The sequence below is a fragment of the Streptomyces sp. NPDC029151 genome, assembly GCF_055564315.1.
Genome location: NZ_JBVHWQ010000013.1, coordinates 88,497 through 104,597 on the forward strand (window position 1 = coordinate 88,497; position 16,101 = coordinate 104,597).

Sequence of the window (16,101 nt, forward strand, 5' to 3'; positions counted from 1 at the left end):
ACGGCCCCCGGACCCGGCCAGGGTCGTGGACGAGCCCCCGGACCCGGCCAGGGTCGTGGACGAGCCCCCGGACCCGGCCAGGGTCGTGGACGAGCCCCCGGACCCGGCCAGGGTCGTGGACGAGCCCCTGGACCCGGCCTCGGTCGAGGACCGGGCCCTCGTGCACGTCCTCCACGGCGACCGGTACACCTGGTCCAGCCACCGTGTCGGACCGGTCGGCGGCTGCCCCGTGTGCCGGCCACTGCCGGACGACTCCCCCGCCGCCGCCCGGCTGCAGGCCGACCCCCGGCCCCTGCCCGATCCATCGGTGCTGCGCGGCGCGAACGCCCGCACGACAGCCGCCCGGATGCGGCAGGCGCTGCACGACGAACGGTTCGGACCGGTACGCCGGCTCTTCCGGACCGAGGACTCCGCGTTCGCGCTGACCACCGCCTGGGTGACGGACGGCCGCTCACTCGACGACGGCGGTTACGGCCGCTCGGGCGACTTCGAGTCCAGTGAACGGATCGCCCTGTTCGAAAGCGTGGAGCGTTTCGCCGGCATGCGGCCCACCGGCCGCCGCACGGTGCTGCACTCCTCGTACGCCGACCTCGTCGCGGCGGGCGAGCACGCCGTACTCGACCCCGTCCGGCTCGGCCTTCCGGATCCCGAGTTCGACGGCCATCCCGCCCGGCGGACCGTGCCGTACTCCCCGGACCTCGCACTCGACTGGGTGTACGGCTGGTCACTCACCGAACGCCGCACGGTGGCGGTGCCCGAGCACGTGGCGTACTGGGACGTGCCGGGCCCGGACCGGCCGCGGGTGGTGTACGAGTCCTCGAACGGCTGCGGACTGGGCAACAGCCCCCAGGAGGCCGCACTCTACGCGCTGTTCGAGGTCGCCGAACGCGACGCCTTCCTGATGGCCTGGTACGCGCGCACCCCACTGCCCCGGGTCGCCGTGCCCGCCGACGACCCGGAAGTCACCCATCTGGCCGACCGTGCGGCACTGCTGCGCTACCGCCTGACCCTGCTCGACGCCACCAACGACCTCGGCATACCCGCGGTGGTCTCCCTCTGCCGTTACGAGGGCACGCATCCCGACGCCCCCCGCGCGTTCCTGGCCGCCGGCGCCCACCACGACCCCCGGGTGGCGATCCGCTCGGCGGTGGCCGAGGTGGTCACCAACGTCCAGGAGGCCGCCCGCCGTTCGGCCCCCGGAGGACCCCGGGACCCCGAGCGGCTGCGACCGATGCTGGACCGTCCCGAGCTGGTGCTGGACCTCGACGACCACGTCGGCCTGAACACGCTTCCCGAGGCACAGCCCCGGCTGGACTTCCTGTTCACCGACACCGCGCAGGCGCCGTGGCAGGAAAGGTGGCCGGGGGCACCCGAGCCGGTGACCGACCTGACCCGGCTGCTGGACCGGACCGTCGAACGGCTGGCCGCCGAGAACCTGGAAGTCATCGCGGTCACACAGGACGAACCCGGCGTACGCGCAACGCTGGGCCTGCACTGCGCCAAGGTGATCGTCCCCGGCACCCTGCCGATGACCTTCGGACACGTCAACCGCCGCACCACGGGACTGGCCCGGCTGCTGGAAGTCCCCCACCGGCTGGGTCGCACCACCCGACCGCCGCACCACGACGAACTCCCCCTCCACCCTCACCCCTTCCCATGAGGGCACGACGACCACCGCCCACGCCCGTGAGCGCGCGACGACGACCGCCCGCCCGCCCCTGTCCGGCCCCTCCCCCGAAGGCACGACGACCGCCCGTGAGGACGCGATGACGAGCGCCCGCCCCCGCCCCTCCCGTGAGGACACGATGACGACCGCCCGCCCGCTCCCGACTCCTACCGAGGCCGCGTCAGTTGATCCCGCACCGCCCTGGCACAGCCTCCACCTCGCCCTGCACACCGGTGGCGCGCAGACGGACGCGTTCGTCACCGACGACCTCGCCCCGCTGATGGACGAGGTGACCGCCGACCCGCGCTCCGCCTGGTTCTTCATCCGTTACGGCGAAGGTGGCCCCCATCTGCGCATCCGCTTCCGGGGCCCGCTGCCCGCAGGCGCGGCGGCCGGACTGCCGGCCGCGCTGGCCGAGTTGGCGGCGGGCCGGCCGGAACAGTTCACCGGCCCCTGGTCCCTGCGGCACGGCGAGGTGCGCGAGGTCCCCTACGTCCCCGAGACCGAGCGGTACGGCGGTCCCACCGCACTCCCCCTCGCGGAGGAGATGTTCGCCCATTCCACCCGCGCGGCCGTCGAAGCACTGCGCGCTGCACCGGACCGGGCCTCCCGGCTCCCGCTCGCCCTCGACCTCGCCCACGCCACCGCCCAGGCGCTCGGCCTGGACGACCTCCAGGCCGCCGGCTGGCTGCGCCGGCACGCCGCCTCCTGGCGCTGGATCACCGAGGTCGAGCCGCTGCCCGCGGCCGCCGTCCACTCCCAGGTGAACACCGTCTTCTCCGACCAGCGGCCCAAGCTGGTGCGCCGGGCGGCGGCCCTGCGCACCGCCCTGGACACCGACAGCGCCGCGCCGTGGCTGACAGAATGGGTACGCCGGGTGCGAAGCGCGGACACCCGACTGCGGGAGATCGTGTCCGCCGAGCAGGCCGCCCACCGCCTGCCCTGGGTATGGGCGTCCCAGCTGCACATGCTGTTCAACCGGCTCGGCGTCACCCCCGACGAGGAACGCGCCGTGTGCCACCTCGCGGCCCGCACCCTGCTGGACAGCGAGGACGACCCCGGGTTCTTCCCCGCCGGGCACCGCGCGGCCGACTACCAGTACCTGGAACGCAGCAAGTTCCGGATCGGGCGGCCCCAGGACTCCGCACTGCGCGACCTGCCCCCACCCACGGTCCCGGCGACCCGGCCGGCGGCCGAACTCCCCCTGCCCGCCGCGCCCCTGCCGGACCTGTCCCTCGCCGACACCCTCCGCCGGCGCAACTCCGCGCGCGGGCCGCTGTGCGGGCCGTTGGACGCGCGGACCCTGGGCGGGGTGCTGTGGTCCGCGTACGCCGAAAGCCACACGACACACCAGCCGCTCTCCGACGGCTCCGTCCGTACGCTGCGGCACCGCCCCTACCCGAGCGCCGGTGCCCTCTACAGCGTGCGGGTACGCCTGGTGGCGCTCCACGTCGCGGGGCTGGCCGCGGGAACATACCACTGCGTACCGGAACGCCGTGCCCTCCTCCCGATCGGCCCCGCGCCGACCCTCGCCGACCTGAAGGCGCTGTCCTCGTACTTCACCCGGTCGGCGGACGACCCGGACGCGGTCGGCATCGACGAGGTCCCGGCGGTGCTCACGGTCCACCTCGACCTCGGACTGCTGCGACGCCGCTACGGCCTGCGGGCGCTGCGCCTGGGCCTGCTGGAAGCCGGGCACCTCGCACAGACACTCCTGCTCACCGCGACCGCGTACGGCCTGTCCACCCTCCCGCTGGGCGGCCTCCACGACGACCTGGCCCACGAACTCCTCGGTCTCGACGCCCTGGACCAGCCCGTGCAGTACCTCCTCCCCCTGGGCCACCTCGGCCACTCCAGCCCCTAGACGCACACCCCCGCCGCATGGCCGCGGCCGTCCGAGCGGCGCGCGCCGGGCGTTCCGGTGGTCAGCAGGCGGCATTCAGCCGAAATACACGCTGTTTCAACGTGGTTTCACCAGAGTTCCGGCTCGTGACTACTTCCCACGCACGCGTCGGCGTCGCCTCGGTGTGCGCCACGGTTTTGACGTTCTCAGGACTGTTCGCCACCGGGCTGTTCGCTGCTCAGCCCGCGGCCGCCGCCGACCCGGCCGGCTACCAGAACGTGCGCATCAACGAGGTCACCTCCTCGAACAACGACACGGTGGAGCTGTTCAACAGCGGCTCCACCGCGGTGAGCATCAGCGGCTGGAAGGTGTCCGACGACAGCTTCTCGCCACAGTCGTTCAGCCCGTCCGCCACCACGATCACCGCCGGCGGTTTCGTCACCTTCGACTCGCCCAAGGGTCTCGGTGACTCGGACAAACTGGTGCTCTACACGGCCGGCGGCGCGGTGGTCGACCGCGTGGAGTGGGCGACCGGCAAGGCGAAGCCGGCGTTGGCGCGCTGCGCGGGCGACGGCGCCGGCACCTGGGTGACCACCATCACGGTGACCACCTTCGGCGCCGCGAACGCCTCCGGCTGTCCGTCGCCGGTCCCGTCGGCGAGCCAGGTGCGGATCAACGAGGTCACCTCCGACGGCTCGGACACCGTGGAGCTGTACAACGGCGGCACGAGCGCGGTCGGCATCGGTGCGTGGAAGTACGTGGACAACGACACCAGCCACGCGCCGGTCCCGATCTCGTCCTCCTTCCCGAGCGCGACCAGCATTCCCTCGGGCGGTTACGTCACGTTCGACTCCAGCCTCGGTCTGGGCGACAGCGACTCCCTCTTCCTCCTCGACGGCAACGGCACCACCGTGGACTCGGTGACCTGGGCCACGGACGGCGCCAAGCCGTCGGACGAACGCTGCGCCAACGGCACCGGCTGGTTCCGGACCTCCACGACCGCGACGCTCGGCAGCGCCAACTCCTGCTCAGGCGGAGGCAGCGGTGGCGGTGGCGGTGGCGGTGGCGGTGGTCAGAGCGGTCGTCTGCTGGGCGGCGGGGGCTCGTTGACGAGCGGCTGCACTCCCGAGACGCCCTCCGGCACGGGCCCGTCCCCGGCGGGCACGTCGGCGTGGCCGGGCGGCCTGGACGTCACGATCACCGACGACGTCTGCGCGTTCACCACGTCCACCGGCCCGGAGGGCCGCGACGTGAGCGGGCTGGCGTTCGACCCGGCGAACCCGTCGGTGCTGTGGGCCGCCAAGAACAAGAACTGGCTGTACAAGCTCGTCAAGAGCAACGGCAAGTGGGTCCCGGACCCGTCATGGAGCGCCACCGGCAGGCAGATCCGCTTCGCGGGCAGCTCGGGCCAGCCGGACTCCGAGGGCGTGACGGTCGGCGGCAACGGCCACGTCTACGTCACGTCCGAGCGTGACAACGCCGACAACACGGTCCCCAAGGACACGATCATGGAGTTCGACCCCGCCGCCACCGGGTCGACACTGACGCCGGTCCACCAGTGGGACATGACCTCGCAGTTCCCCCAGCTCGACACCGGCAGCAAGGACGACGCCAACCTCGGCTTCGAGGGTGTCGGCTACGTGCCCGACAGCTGGCTGACCGCGAACGGCTGGATCGATCCGCTCACCCATGCCGCCTACGACCCGGCGAACTACCCGCTGCACGGGTCCGGTCTGTACTTCGCCGGCCTGGAGTGGGACGGCACGCTGCACGTCTACGGCCTGAACTCCGACGGCTCGTTCACCACGTTCGGCACGATCCGGACCGGCAAGGCGTCCGTGATGGACGTGATGTTCGACCCCGGGACGCGGCGCATCGTCGCGACCTGCGACAACACCTGCGGCGAGACACACACGTTCCTGAAGGTCGACGCCGCCGGGACGATCGTGCCGGATGTGACCTACACGAATCCGGCGGTCATGCCGATCGACAACCTGGAGGGCTTCGCCCTCGCGCCGCCGTCGACCTGCGTCAACGGCTTCCGCGAAGCGGTCTGGAGCGACGACGGCATCTACGGCTTCGGAGCCGGAAGCTCCTCCTACGGCCACGCCCTCTACAGCGGCACGTTCCCCTGCTGACGCCGCCGATCGCCGAGGCAGGGCTCACGCACCAGGTCTCCTCCAGGTGATGCCGGGCCCCGGTTCCTGAAACGGTTCCGGGCCCGTAGGCAGCGGACGAAGCTCCTGGCAGGCGGTGGCACGACCACTCACTGTCTGCCGGGAGCTTCGCCGTACTCGTCTCCCGGGGCATGCGTCAGGACGTCGTCCGCGCCCGGCACCGGGCGATGCTCGCCACAAGGCGGACATGGCCGCGCTCGACGGGGGAACCCCGCACATACCGTGGGTCGCCGGCCGGACCGATGCGGGACCCGTCGTGTGGGCAGAAGGAGGGAGAGACAGCCAGGGGCCGGTGTACCGCCAGGTCTTCGACGGCCCCGCCGGCCGGCCCGCCCACAGTGGGCGGCGACAATCGTGACACGACATCAAGGAGGACCAGCAACCGCCGGAACGTCACCGTGGGGGCAACCGCCCTCGCGGCCCGCCGTACGGCGCACGCACCGCCCCACACCGACCCGGACACCGACATGACACCGGGGCTTGCCGCCCGCACCCCGGCCCCCGAGCAGAGACAGGAGACCGCCAGTGACCGCCATACCCCAGGACCGCGACTGGACCCGTATGCAGCGCGCCGACTTCGACGACTCCGCCCCTCTGGACCTGGTCGACGAGGCGGTGTGCCGGCCGGTGCCCGCCGTGCCCGACGCATGCGGGACACAGGCGCTGTTCGGGGAAGACCCCAGGCCCGAGCGTCCCCGGCCCACCCGCGCGCCGGCCCCCGCTCCCACCGAGAACACCGACACCTTGTTCTGACCGACGGACACGACCGCGTTGCACGGCCTACGCGTTCTTGGCCTCCGCCCTGGTGGTCGCCGCGTGAACCCGTAGTCGCGTCGCATCTGCCGGGCCGGCCGCGGTCACCCTCGCCGGAACCTCCGCCTCCCCTGGGCGGATCCCGTCGGTCAGCGCAAGGTGTGTCTCCGGGCCGTCGCCGTCGGCCGGATCGGCGGCACGCACACGAAGGCTGTGACCGCGGCCCTGAAGTACGGATCGCGACGTGCCGTCCGTCTGCGCTCGACAGCGGAGTGCCGCGGGCCGGGAGGGTCGCGGCCGTGCTGGTCGCGCGTCCGGGCGTCAGTCAGTCGGCGGAGCCTGCCCGCCGGGCCGCCCGCCAAGGTGCCGGCCGGGCCCGGTGGCGGACCGCAGCGCGGCTCGGTGTGCTTCCCAGTCGGCGCGGCCGCCCTCGCCCATGACCCCCGTACCGGCCGCCAGGTCGGCGGTGGACGTGCGGCGCAGCTCGCGGCGGGCGACACGGGCGACCAGCGCGGGAAACAGCGGACGCAGAGGCTGGCACCAGCGCAGCCAGGGCGGTGCATAGATATGGGCGGCGCGGCGGGTGACGCCCGTGGCGAGCCATTCGGCGACCTGCTCGGGGCTGTGCACGCGGCGGGCGAAGCCCGGTTGGCGGGCGCGCAGGGCGCGCAGCACCGGGTGGTCGTCCAGGCCGGTGAGCATGTCGGTGCCCGTCCAGTGCAGGTAGGCGATGCCCACGGCGATGCCGTCCGGTTCGACCTCGCCCCGCAGCGCCTGTGCGAAGGACTCCGCGCCCGCTTTCGACGCGCAGTACGCGCTCATCAGGGGCGCCGAGCCGAACGCGGCCGTGGAGGCCACCTGGAGGAAGTACCCCCGGGTGCGGGTGAGGTGCGGAAGGAAGGCGCGGGCGGTGTTGGCGGAGCCGACGAGGTTGACGTCGACGACGCGCCGCCACAGGTCGGCGTCGGTGAGGCGGAAGGGGCCGCCGGCCGCGACGCCGGCGTTGGCCACGACCACCGATGCGGTCCCGAGTTCGGCGGCCACCTCCCGTGCTGCCTGGTCGAGCGCTTCCGGGTCGGTGACGTCGGCCTCGACGCAGAGGGCGGGGCCGCGGAGCGCGGACGCGGCGGCCCGCAGGGTGTGCGCCTCACGGCCGAGCAGTGCCACCGCCATGCCCTCGGTGGACAGGCGCCGCGCCAGTGCCTCGCCGATCCCGCGGGCAGCTCCGGTGACGACGGCGACCCGGCCGCGCAACGGGGCGTCAGCGGCGCTGTGACCGGAGGTCTTGAGGGGGCGGGGAGTCATCAGGGGGTGCCTCTCTCTGCGGTGTCGGGCCGGGGCGCCTGGGGCGTCCGGTCTGCCGACGTGTCCCGTCGACGCTTTCGGTGGCGTGCGCCGCTCGTCATGGGCCCGGGGTGTGCCGCAGCCGCGCCTCCCGCGGCCCGACGGAGTGCTCGGCGCCACCGCCGTGTGCGGCTCGCGGACGTCGGCGCCGCCGCCGTGTCCGGGTGAAGGGGACGGCCGGGTCAAGTCCGAGGCCTCAGCGTTCTTCCGGTGGCCGACGGCCGCCGGTACCGGCGGCTCCGTCGTCCGCCCTCAGCGCGGCCACGGACGCACCGCCGCCGCCCGGCGCGGGGTTCGCCGCACGCCGGGTCCGGGCGGCGGCCCGGACGATGTTGCGGGCCATGCCGCCGAAGACGACCGCGTGGAAGGGCGAGACGCCCCACCAGTACAGGTGTCCCAGAAGCCCCCGCGGGTGGAACAGTGCGCGCTGCCGGTAGCGGACCGGCCCGTCACCCTCGCGCTCCACGCGCATCTCCAGCCAGGCCAGGCCCGGCAGCCGCATCTCGGCGCGCAACCGCAGCAGACGTCCGCGTTCGATCTCCTCGACCCGCCAGAAGTCCAGCGAGTCCCCCACGCGCAGCCGCCGGGCGTCGCGCCGGCCCCGACGCAGGCCGACGCCGCCCACGAGACGGTCGAGCCAGCCGCGCACCGCCCAGGCCAACGGGAAGGAGTACCAGCCGTTCTCCCCGCCGATGCCCTCGATGACCTCCCACAGCGCCTGGGCCGACACCTCGGCCTCGCGCTCGCGCACGTCCGTGTAGAGGCTGCCGCCCGCCCAGTCCGGGTCGGTGGGCAGGGGGTCGCTGGGGGCGCCGGGTACCGACGCCGACGACCAGCGGGTGGCGACCTGGGCCTCGCGGACCCGTTGGAGGGCGAGGTCGACGGAGCGGTCGAAGCCCCTGGGGTGACCGGGCGGGCTGGGTACGTACCGCTCGATGTCGTTCTCACGGCACACCACCTCGTGACGCAGCGACTCGGTGAGCGGGCGCGCGATCGAGGCCGGGACCGGGGTGACCAGGCCCACCCAGTGGCTGGACAGGCCGGGTGTGAGCACCGGTACCGGCACCACCAGGCGGCGGCGCAGTCCGGCGACGGCGGCGTACCGTTGCATCATCTCCAGGTAGGTGAGCACCTCGGGACCGCCGATGTCGAAGGTCCGGTTGACGTCGGCGGGCAGTCGCGCGCAGCCCACCAGGATGCGCAGGACGTCCCGTACGGCGATGGGCTGGATGCGGGTGTGGACCCAGCGGGGGGTGACCATCACCGGCAGCCGCTCGGTGAGATAGCGCAGCATCTCGAAGCTCGCGGAGCCGGAACCGATGATGACGGCGGCGCGCAGCACGGCCGTGGGTACGCCCGAGTCGAGGAGGATCCGGCCGACCTCGGCCCGGGAGCGCAGGTGGGGCGAGAGGTCCTGCTCGGGCACGCCGGGTGGGGTCAGTCCGCCGAGGTAGACCAGGCGGCGTACGCCGGCCCGGCGCGCCTGTTCGCCGAAGACGCGGGCCGCCTCGCGGTCGGTGCGCTCGAAGTCGCGGCCGGTGCCGAGGGCGTGCACCAGGTAGTAGGCGACGTCCACACCCGCCATGGCCCGCGCCACGGACTCGGCGTCGGTGACATCTCCCCGCACGACCTCCACCCGGTCCGCCCACGGGTGGTCCCGCAGCTTGCGCGGGGTCCGTACCAGGCAGCGCACCCGGTATCCGGCGTCCAGCAGTTCCGGCACCAGCCGGCCCCCGATGTAGCCGCTGGCACCGGTGACCAGACAGGTCGCGGTCTCGCCCGCGGCCCGGCCCCCGGCTCCGGTCGTCTCCTCCTCCAAGGGGAACCGCCCCTTCCACTGCGTATCGGGTTCGCCTGCTCGCGTCCCTGCCGTCCCTACGTGTCTCTACCTTGCTCTACCGTGCCGCCCGCGCCACCGGATGCACGGAACGGCCGCGGCGATCGGGTGACCTCGGCGAGCGGCCCGCGGCGATACCCGTGCGAGGCCTTGCTGACCGATATCCAGCGCGCGGGGGCCTTGCTGATCCGGACCCGACGGGACAGGGCACGGCAGCGGACGGAGGACCCCGCGTGTGCGGCCGGCGGCGCCCTTGGGGCGAGCGGCAGGCGGGCAAGCGGTGTGCCCAGCCGACGGCACCCTCGCCGCGAGCGGCAGACGGCCAACCGGCGTACACGCCCGACGGCGAACGGCGTACTCGCCGACGGGGGCTGGGCGGCCAGGTTCCCGACGTCGGCGGCTGTTGCCACAGCGTCCACCGGGCACGTTGGTTTCCATGCCGCCTCATACTCCCTCGCGCACCCGCCACACCCACTCCGCACCGCACCCGTGCCGCCCGGCGGTCCTGCCCGTCTACCTCACGGCCGCCGCCCTGGCCCGCACGGCCGACGAGGGAGCCCGGGTCGCGCTCGTCATGCTCGCCGCACAACGTGCCGACAGCCCCGCGCTGGGCGGCGCGCTGGTGGCCGCGCTGATGGTGCCGCACGTCGCGGCGGCGCCGGTGGCCGGAGCCCTGGCCGACGCGGTGAGACGGCGTCGTCTCTTCCACGGCGGCGGTGTCGTCCTGTACGGCGTCGCACTGGCCGCGCTCGCCGCCCTGGTGGGCAGGGTCGGCGACCTCCTGGTCCTCGCGCTGGCCGCCGCAGCGGGATGCGTGGCGCCACTCCTGACCGGCGGACTGACCAGTCTGCTCGGGGAGTTGCTGCCCCAGGACCGGCTCACCCGGGCGTTCGGCGCCGACGCCGTCTCCTACAACCTGGCCGGCATCTGCGGGCCCGCTGCCGCGGCCGCCCTGGGCACGGCGACGAGTGCCGGTCTGGCCCTGGCCGTGCTGGGAGCCGGAGCGACGGCGGGCGGGCTGCTGCTGCTCTCGCTACGGCTGCCCCCCGGGCCCGGGTCGCGGGCGGGCCGGGCCCGGTTCCGGCCCGCCGGCCTGCTGAGCGGGGCGGCCGTACTCGTCCGCGACCGCCCGCTCCGGTCGGTCACCTGGGCCAGCAGCGTGGGGCAGCTGGGCGTCGGGGCGCTGCCCGTGGTGAGTGTGCTGCTCGCCCACCGGTACGACGCCGCCTGGGCGACGGGCGGCCTGATGACCGCGTTCGCGGTGGGCGCCCTGGCCGGCTCGCTGGGCTACGCCTGGCGCCCCGTGGGCGAGGAACGGCCTGAGCGGGTGGTCCTCTGGGGGCTTCTGGGTACGGCCTTCCCGCTCGCGGCCGTGCCCTGGGCCGGTCACGTCCTGGTGGCCACGGTCCTGTTCGCCGCCGCCGGTTCCTGTACCGGCCCCTTGTTCAGCGCGTTGCTGGCCAGCCGCGAACGGTACGCGCCCGCGGCCGTCCGCACCCAGGTCTTCACGCTCGGCGCCGGGCTCAAGAGCACCTTCGCCGCCGGCGGGGTCGCCGCGGCCGGCGCGCTCAGCGGTCTGGGAGCCGCCCCGCTGGTGCTGGGCACCGCCGCTTGCCAGGTGGCCGCCGCGGCAGTGGGCCGTGTCCTGCTGGCGGGGGGCCGTACCGAGGCGACCCTCCGGGCACCCGCCCCGGCCCGGAACGTTTCCCGGGGCACCGGCGGCGTCCCACCGAACACCGCTTCCCCGGACACCGCTTCCCCGGACGCTCCCTCGATCGCACCGGAGGAACGCCGCTCCTGAGAGCGAGACGGACTGCGCGGAGCGGACGATCGCCGCGGAGCCGGCCCCCTGCCGCTCACTGCGGGACCCGCACGGACCCCGCCAGCAGGCCGGGCCATGCGCAAAGGCCGCTTCCTCGGCCAGGACGCTGTCCGCGAGGGCGCTGACACCGCCTGCGGGGCGACGGTGGCGAGGAGTCGGTCGATCACGGAGCCGGGGACGATTCGGGCCCGGAACGCGGCGGCCGGCCTACGCCGGTGCGCAGGACCTGGCCGAGGTGGCCAGGGCCCGGGGGCGGCACGACGCGGGGTGCGTTCCGGTAGCGCTGGGTCCCCGTCTGCCAGGCGTGGTAGCCGCTCATCCACGCGGTCATGACGCGGACGTAGCCGGCGACGTCGGCCCGCTCACGCTCGAAGAGGGCGAGCTGCGCGCAGAGGGCGGGCACCTGTCCGGCCAGGTCCTGGAAGCGCAGGACGCGCCGGTCCACCTCGCGCCGGGCCGCGGCAAGAGCTTCGGCACGGGTGAGGTGCCGGGCCCGTTCGAGGACGAGGACGAGGTTGTCCATGTCGCCACGGGCGTCCTCCTTCTCCAGGGAGTACACGTCGTTGCACATCAGGGTGACGTCGATGGCGGACCGGCGCATGATGCGCAGCTCGGGACTGTGGAAGGCGGACGCGGGGACGGTGAGGCCGGCCGCGCGTTCCCCGAGCGAGAGGGGCAGGTCGGTGGCGGCGATGCCGCGTCTGACCTGGAGGTAGGTGTCGAGGTCCGACGGGGTGCCGCGGAGACGGCCCCGCGCTTCGTGGGCCTGCGCGGCGAAGTAGTACTCCCATTCGTGTGCGGTACGGGCGGTCCAGGCCGGGTGGGCACCCTCGGTGCCGCGGGCCCGGATGTCGGCGAACGCCGTCGTGCAGGGGTCCGCCCCGGGCGGCGGCGGGGCACCGTACGCGATGTCGATCAGCGCCTGGCAGACGCGGGCGGTCTCGGCGGGGTTCCGGCCGAGGGGGCCGTCGAACTGGTCGTCGAAGACGAAGAAGAACCCCATCGCGTCCGCCAACAGGTCCAGGGCCGGCCCCCGGGCGTACGGGAAGCCGAGCGCGGCCAGGCGCGGCATGTCCCAGGAGACGTACCAGGCCAGGGACCGGTCGTCATCGGCCAGACCGGTGCGGCGCACCCAGTCCAGGTTGTGCCGGCGGGCGTCTTCGAGGCCGGGGCTGATCTCCGTCGCGGCGGGGAGACCGAAGTCCATGTCCTGTGGCACGGGTCCTCCCGGAGTCGTGGCGGGCGGCGCGGGTCAGGTGTGGGCGCGTTCTTCGCCGGCGGCCGGGGTGGTGAGGTCGAGGGCCGGTGACCCGGCGGTCCCGGAGCCCAGCCGGGCGAAGGAGAAGCCCATGGACTCGCCGACGCTCTCCGGTGTGCGGAACGCCCCGGTGTCGCGAATGCGCGGGAAGCCGTCCCGGACCATCTCCGGTGTGGGGTCCTGCGTCCACACGACGCCTTCGGTGGCGCCCAGGAAGATCCGGGCGGTGCGGCGGCCGGCCGCGTGGAGGAGCTGGCCGGTGCAGGGGGCGCTCTCGTGGGCCAGCAACGCCACCACCGGGGCGACGTGCCGGGCGGGGAACAGGTCGGTGAGCAGCGCGGTCGTCCGTTCGTCGTTCCGGACCGCCTCCAGGGACATGCGGGTCGCTGCGACGGGCACGACCGCGTTGACCTTGATGCCGTGAGCGGCGCCTTCGGCTGCCGAGGACGTGGTGAGCCCCAGCACGGCGCCTTTGCCCGCGGCGTACGCGCTGAGCCCAGTGTCGCCGAACAGGGCGTCGGAGCACGTGTTGACGATCCGCCCGTACCCGGCGGCGGCCATGTGCGGCCATACGGCCCGCAGCATGTTCAGGGTGCCGCCCGCGTGGGTGTCCAGCACCCGTCGGCATTCGTCGTCGGTGAGCTCGTCCAACGGGCGCAGGATCGCGATGCCCGCGTTGTTGACCAGGGCGTCCAGCCGGCCCCACCGTTCCAGCGCGGCCGCGACGAGGGCCCGCGCGCCGGCCGGGGTGGCCACGTCGTGCCCGTCCGCCAGCGCCTGGCCGCCCGCCGCCCGGATCTCCTCGACCACGGTGCGGGCGGGCGCGGACGACGCCCCGAGTCCGTCGGTTGCGGTCCCCACGTCGTTGACGAGGACCTGGGCGCCGCGCGCCGCGAGGAGGAGCGCGTACTCCCTGCCCAGTCCCCGGCCCGCGCCGGTCACCACAACCACGCGGCCGTCGAAACGGACCTCGTCACGTCCCTCGTCCACCCGGCTCATCCCCCTCCTGGACGGCGCGCCGGGACGGCAGCTCTCCCGGGCAACCGCCCACCCTGCCCCGGGAGCCCGCGGCAGGGCAGGGGGCGCGCGGACCGGGTGGACGCAACCGCGCGCACCCCAAGTTCCATTGCGCGCTGCGTGCGCCGTCCCGCGCTCCGGCACGCGCCGTCACGTGACCGGGGCCGGCTCACGGCTTGACGTTGTTCCCGGACGCCTCCGCGGAGCACCTGGCCGTACGTCCCAGGCGGTGTGGAGGACGGCGCTCCACGAGAGCGGGCCGACAGCGGCAGCGAGCGCGCCCGTGACGATGACCGCCGGACGACGGCCCCGGGTCACCGGGCAAGCGGCACAGCGGCGACGACGATCGCCCCCGGTCGATCACGGCGTCTCCCACCCGGCGGCTGCCGTGCACTCCCAGCCCGATAACATGTTCGATACGACGATGATCACTTCTTCGCCCTACATCAGAAAACATGTCATATAGCGCGAAAAGCGTGCCAGTTAACCCCATAACAAATCGGCCAGACAATTGACATCTCGAACATCTTGGAAGCTCTCGCGAATAGGCGGGAGAAGGATGCCCGCCGGGTGGCGCGGCCCACGTGCGTCGCTGTGGGCCACGGCTGGTGTGGCGGTACTCGGCTGCCTCATCGCGCTGGAGGTCGTCGCACGTCACTCCGCCGGCATACCGGGGCCGTTGACCGAACAGGCCAGAGAGACGATATTCGCCCCCAAGCCGGGGCCGGTGTACGGCGGTCTGGCCTTGATGATGGTGGTGCTCACCTGGCGCCAACGGTTCATGGCGGCGGGTGTCGCGATCGGCATCGACGTGGTCCTCACACTGGTGCGATGGGCGATCGACGCCGAGGTGGCCGACGGCCATTCCTTCGGCAATGGCGCGTTGTGGGTGATGCTGGGCTACGCGGTCATCGCCGTCACGCGCCGCAGAGGTCGGGAACGCGTCCTGCTGCTGAAGGGCGTCGGACTGGGTCTGCTGCTCGTGATCGGCCGCCAGATCGGCGACTCCTGGCTGCTCATCACGGCGAAGACCCGCCCGGCCGTGCTGGATCAGTACCTGGCGACCGCCGATCAGGCACTGGGCAACCCCTCGTGGCTGGTGGGCCGGATCGTCGAGGCCACGGACCCGATCGGCACCGGTCTCCTCGGCCTGGTCTACGCGCAGCTCGCGGTGGCCGCGGTCGTGGTCGCGCTGTACCAGCTGCGCAAGGTGAGGGCCGAAGGCCGCTTCCCTCGCCACCATCTGGTGCGCACCTTTCTGCTGATCGGGCTCCTCGGGCCGGTGATCTACATGCTCTTCCCGGTGGTGGGACCGGTCTTCGCCTATGGCCCGGGTGCCTCCGGCACAGGCGGTGTGCAGTGGGCGGTGGCCGATCTGTGGCCGCACACCCAGCCGCCCGTCAGCGCCCCGCACCCGATGCTCTACGACGGAATCACCCCCCGTAACTGCATGCCCAGCCTGCACACGGCGTGGGCCACCGCGATCTTCATCCACACCCGCACGGGCCCCCGGATCCTGCGGTACGCGGGCACGTTCTGGCTGATCGCCACACTCGTCGCAACGCTGGGCTTCGGCTACCACTACGGCACGGATCTCGTCGCCGGGGTGGTGTTCGCGCTCACCGTCGAGGCGGCCTTGCGCTCGTCCGACCGCGGCTGGGATCGGTCGGGGATCCAGTTCGTCGTTTACGGGGTGACGGTCTTCGCCACGCTTTTGGTGTCGTATCGCTATCTACCGCTGGAGATGGCGGCATATCCGTGGGTGAGCGGGCCACTTCTCATCATGGCGATGGCCTCCGTGGTCTACGGCTACGTATGCGTCGCCCACCTCCGGCAACCGACGGTCGCACCGGCACGACGACCGGAGGCGCAGCCCGAGCCGGTCTGAGATGTCTCACCGGGTGTCACCGCGGCGGCCCACCGCCACCCGCCCGGGAGCATGCGGGAGCTGCGCCTCCCACCGGATGCCGCCGGCCGGCATGCGGTACTTCGCCGGGGCCCTGTCGGCCGGCGTGCTCGGTTCTCCCGGGTGCCCGGATGCCCGCCGGCGGTGTACGACACGCGGCGCTGTTGCGACGGATGGCGGGTGCTGGGGCGTTGTGTCGGCGGTGAGCGTCCGTGCGCCCGGCACGCTCTCTGCCGGGCGGCTCGGGTGGCGCGCACGGTCGACGGTGTGGGGACTCCATGGGAAGCGTGTGCGGGCCGCGGGGACGGCACGGACTGCCCGAACGGGGAGGACGAGGTCCTGGTGGACGGGGTGCGGTGTGAGGAGTGCCTGTACTACTGGGAGCTGGATGCGACGGAGCCGGAGCGCCGGCTGGTGACGGATGACGGACCGACCCGGCCGAGCGGGGACCCGCGGGAAGCCGGGCCGGGAACAGCGG

At 73.5% G+C, this 16,101-nt stretch carries 10 protein-coding genes; 6 read left to right on the top strand and 4 right to left on the bottom strand.

Going from position 1 to position 16,101, the window contains the following annotated elements:
• The 4 genes from ACZ4VF_RS34635 to ACZ4VF_RS34650 form a co-directional block, all read left to right on the top strand.
• The coding region (locus ACZ4VF_RS34635; protein WP_467930990.1) for a TOMM precursor leader peptide-binding protein at nt 1-1,660 on the top strand (1,660 nt) is incomplete at its 5' end.
• Between the two features lie 106 nt (nt 1,661-1,766).
• The gene (locus ACZ4VF_RS34640; RefSeq protein ID WP_467930992.1) at nt 1,767-3,530 is read left to right on the top strand and encodes a thiopeptide-type bacteriocin biosynthesis protein; all 1,764 of its coding nucleotides are present in this window, start codon (nt 1,767-1,769) and stop codon (nt 3,528-3,530) included.
• Between the two features lie 125 nt (nt 3,531-3,655).
• Entirely contained in the window at nt 3,656-5,647 is a 1,992-nt protein-coding gene (locus tag ACZ4VF_RS34645; protein ID WP_467930993.1) for a lamin tail domain-containing protein, read from the top strand.
• Between the two features lie 564 nt (nt 5,648-6,211).
• A complete protein-coding gene (locus tag ACZ4VF_RS34650; RefSeq protein ID WP_467930994.1) occupies nt 6,212-6,439 on the top strand; it encodes a hypothetical protein in 228 nt (75 codons plus the stop codon).
• Between the two features lie 321 nt (nt 6,440-6,760).
• On the opposite strand, the gene ACZ4VF_RS34655 is transcribed toward ACZ4VF_RS34650, so the two are convergent.
• Together ACZ4VF_RS34655 and ACZ4VF_RS34660 are read right to left on the bottom strand one after the other, a co-directional pair.
• Complete coding sequence (locus tag ACZ4VF_RS34655; RefSeq protein WP_467930996.1) at nt 6,761-7,744, bottom strand: SDR family oxidoreductase; 984 nt, start codon at nt 7,742-7,744, stop codon at nt 6,761-6,763.
• A gap of 235 nt (nt 7,745-7,979) precedes the next feature.
• A complete protein-coding gene (locus tag ACZ4VF_RS34660) occupies nt 7,980-9,602 on the bottom strand; it encodes an SDR family oxidoreductase (RefSeq protein WP_467930997.1) in 1,623 nt (540 codons plus the stop codon).
• A 454-nt stretch (nt 9,603-10,056) separates the two neighbouring features.
• Between ACZ4VF_RS34660 and ACZ4VF_RS34665 the strand changes: the two genes are divergently transcribed.
• A complete protein-coding gene (locus ACZ4VF_RS34665) occupies nt 10,057-11,421 on the top strand; it encodes an MFS transporter (RefSeq protein ID WP_467930998.1) in 1,365 nt (454 codons plus the stop codon).
• A 184-nt stretch (nt 11,422-11,605) separates the two neighbouring features.
• Here ACZ4VF_RS34665 and ACZ4VF_RS34670 read toward each other — a convergent pair whose 3' ends face one another.
• A complete protein-coding gene (locus ACZ4VF_RS34670; protein WP_467931000.1) occupies nt 11,606-12,661 on the bottom strand; it encodes a terpene synthase family protein in 1,056 nt (351 codons plus the stop codon).
• 33 nt (nt 12,662-12,694) lie between these two features.
• On the bottom strand, nt 12,695-13,699 hold the full coding sequence (locus ACZ4VF_RS34675) for an SDR family NAD(P)-dependent oxidoreductase (protein WP_467931001.1): 1,005 nt from the start codon (nt 13,697-13,699) through the stop codon (nt 12,695-12,697).
• A gap of 577 nt (nt 13,700-14,276) precedes the next feature.
• Here ACZ4VF_RS34675 and ACZ4VF_RS34680 point away from each other — a divergent pair.
• On the top strand, nt 14,277-15,605 hold the full coding sequence (locus ACZ4VF_RS34680; RefSeq protein ID WP_467931002.1) for a phosphatase PAP2 family protein: 1,329 nt from the start codon (nt 14,277-14,279) through the stop codon (nt 15,603-15,605).
• Nucleotides 15,606-16,101: the final 496 nt, after the last annotated feature.

Excerpts from the sequence above, each read along its gene's own strand:
- ACZ4VF_RS34640 (WP_467930992.1), top strand. The coding sequence starts at position 1,767 with ATGACGAGCGCCCGCCCCCGCCCCTCCCGTGAGGACACGATGACGACC.
- ACZ4VF_RS34655 (WP_467930996.1), bottom strand. The coding sequence starts at position 7,744 with ATGACTCCCCGCCCCCTCAAGACCTCCGGTCACAGCGCCGCTGACGCC.
- ACZ4VF_RS34665 (WP_467930998.1), top strand. The coding sequence starts at position 10,057 with ATGCCGCCTCATACTCCCTCGCGCACCCGCCACACCCACTCCGCACCG.
- ACZ4VF_RS34675 (WP_467931001.1), bottom strand. The coding sequence starts at position 13,699 with ATGAGCCGGGTGGACGAGGGACGTGACGAGGTCCGTTTCGACGGCCGC.
- ACZ4VF_RS34680 (WP_467931002.1), top strand. The coding sequence starts at position 14,277 with ATGCCCGCCGGGTGGCGCGGCCCACGTGCGTCGCTGTGGGCCACGGCT.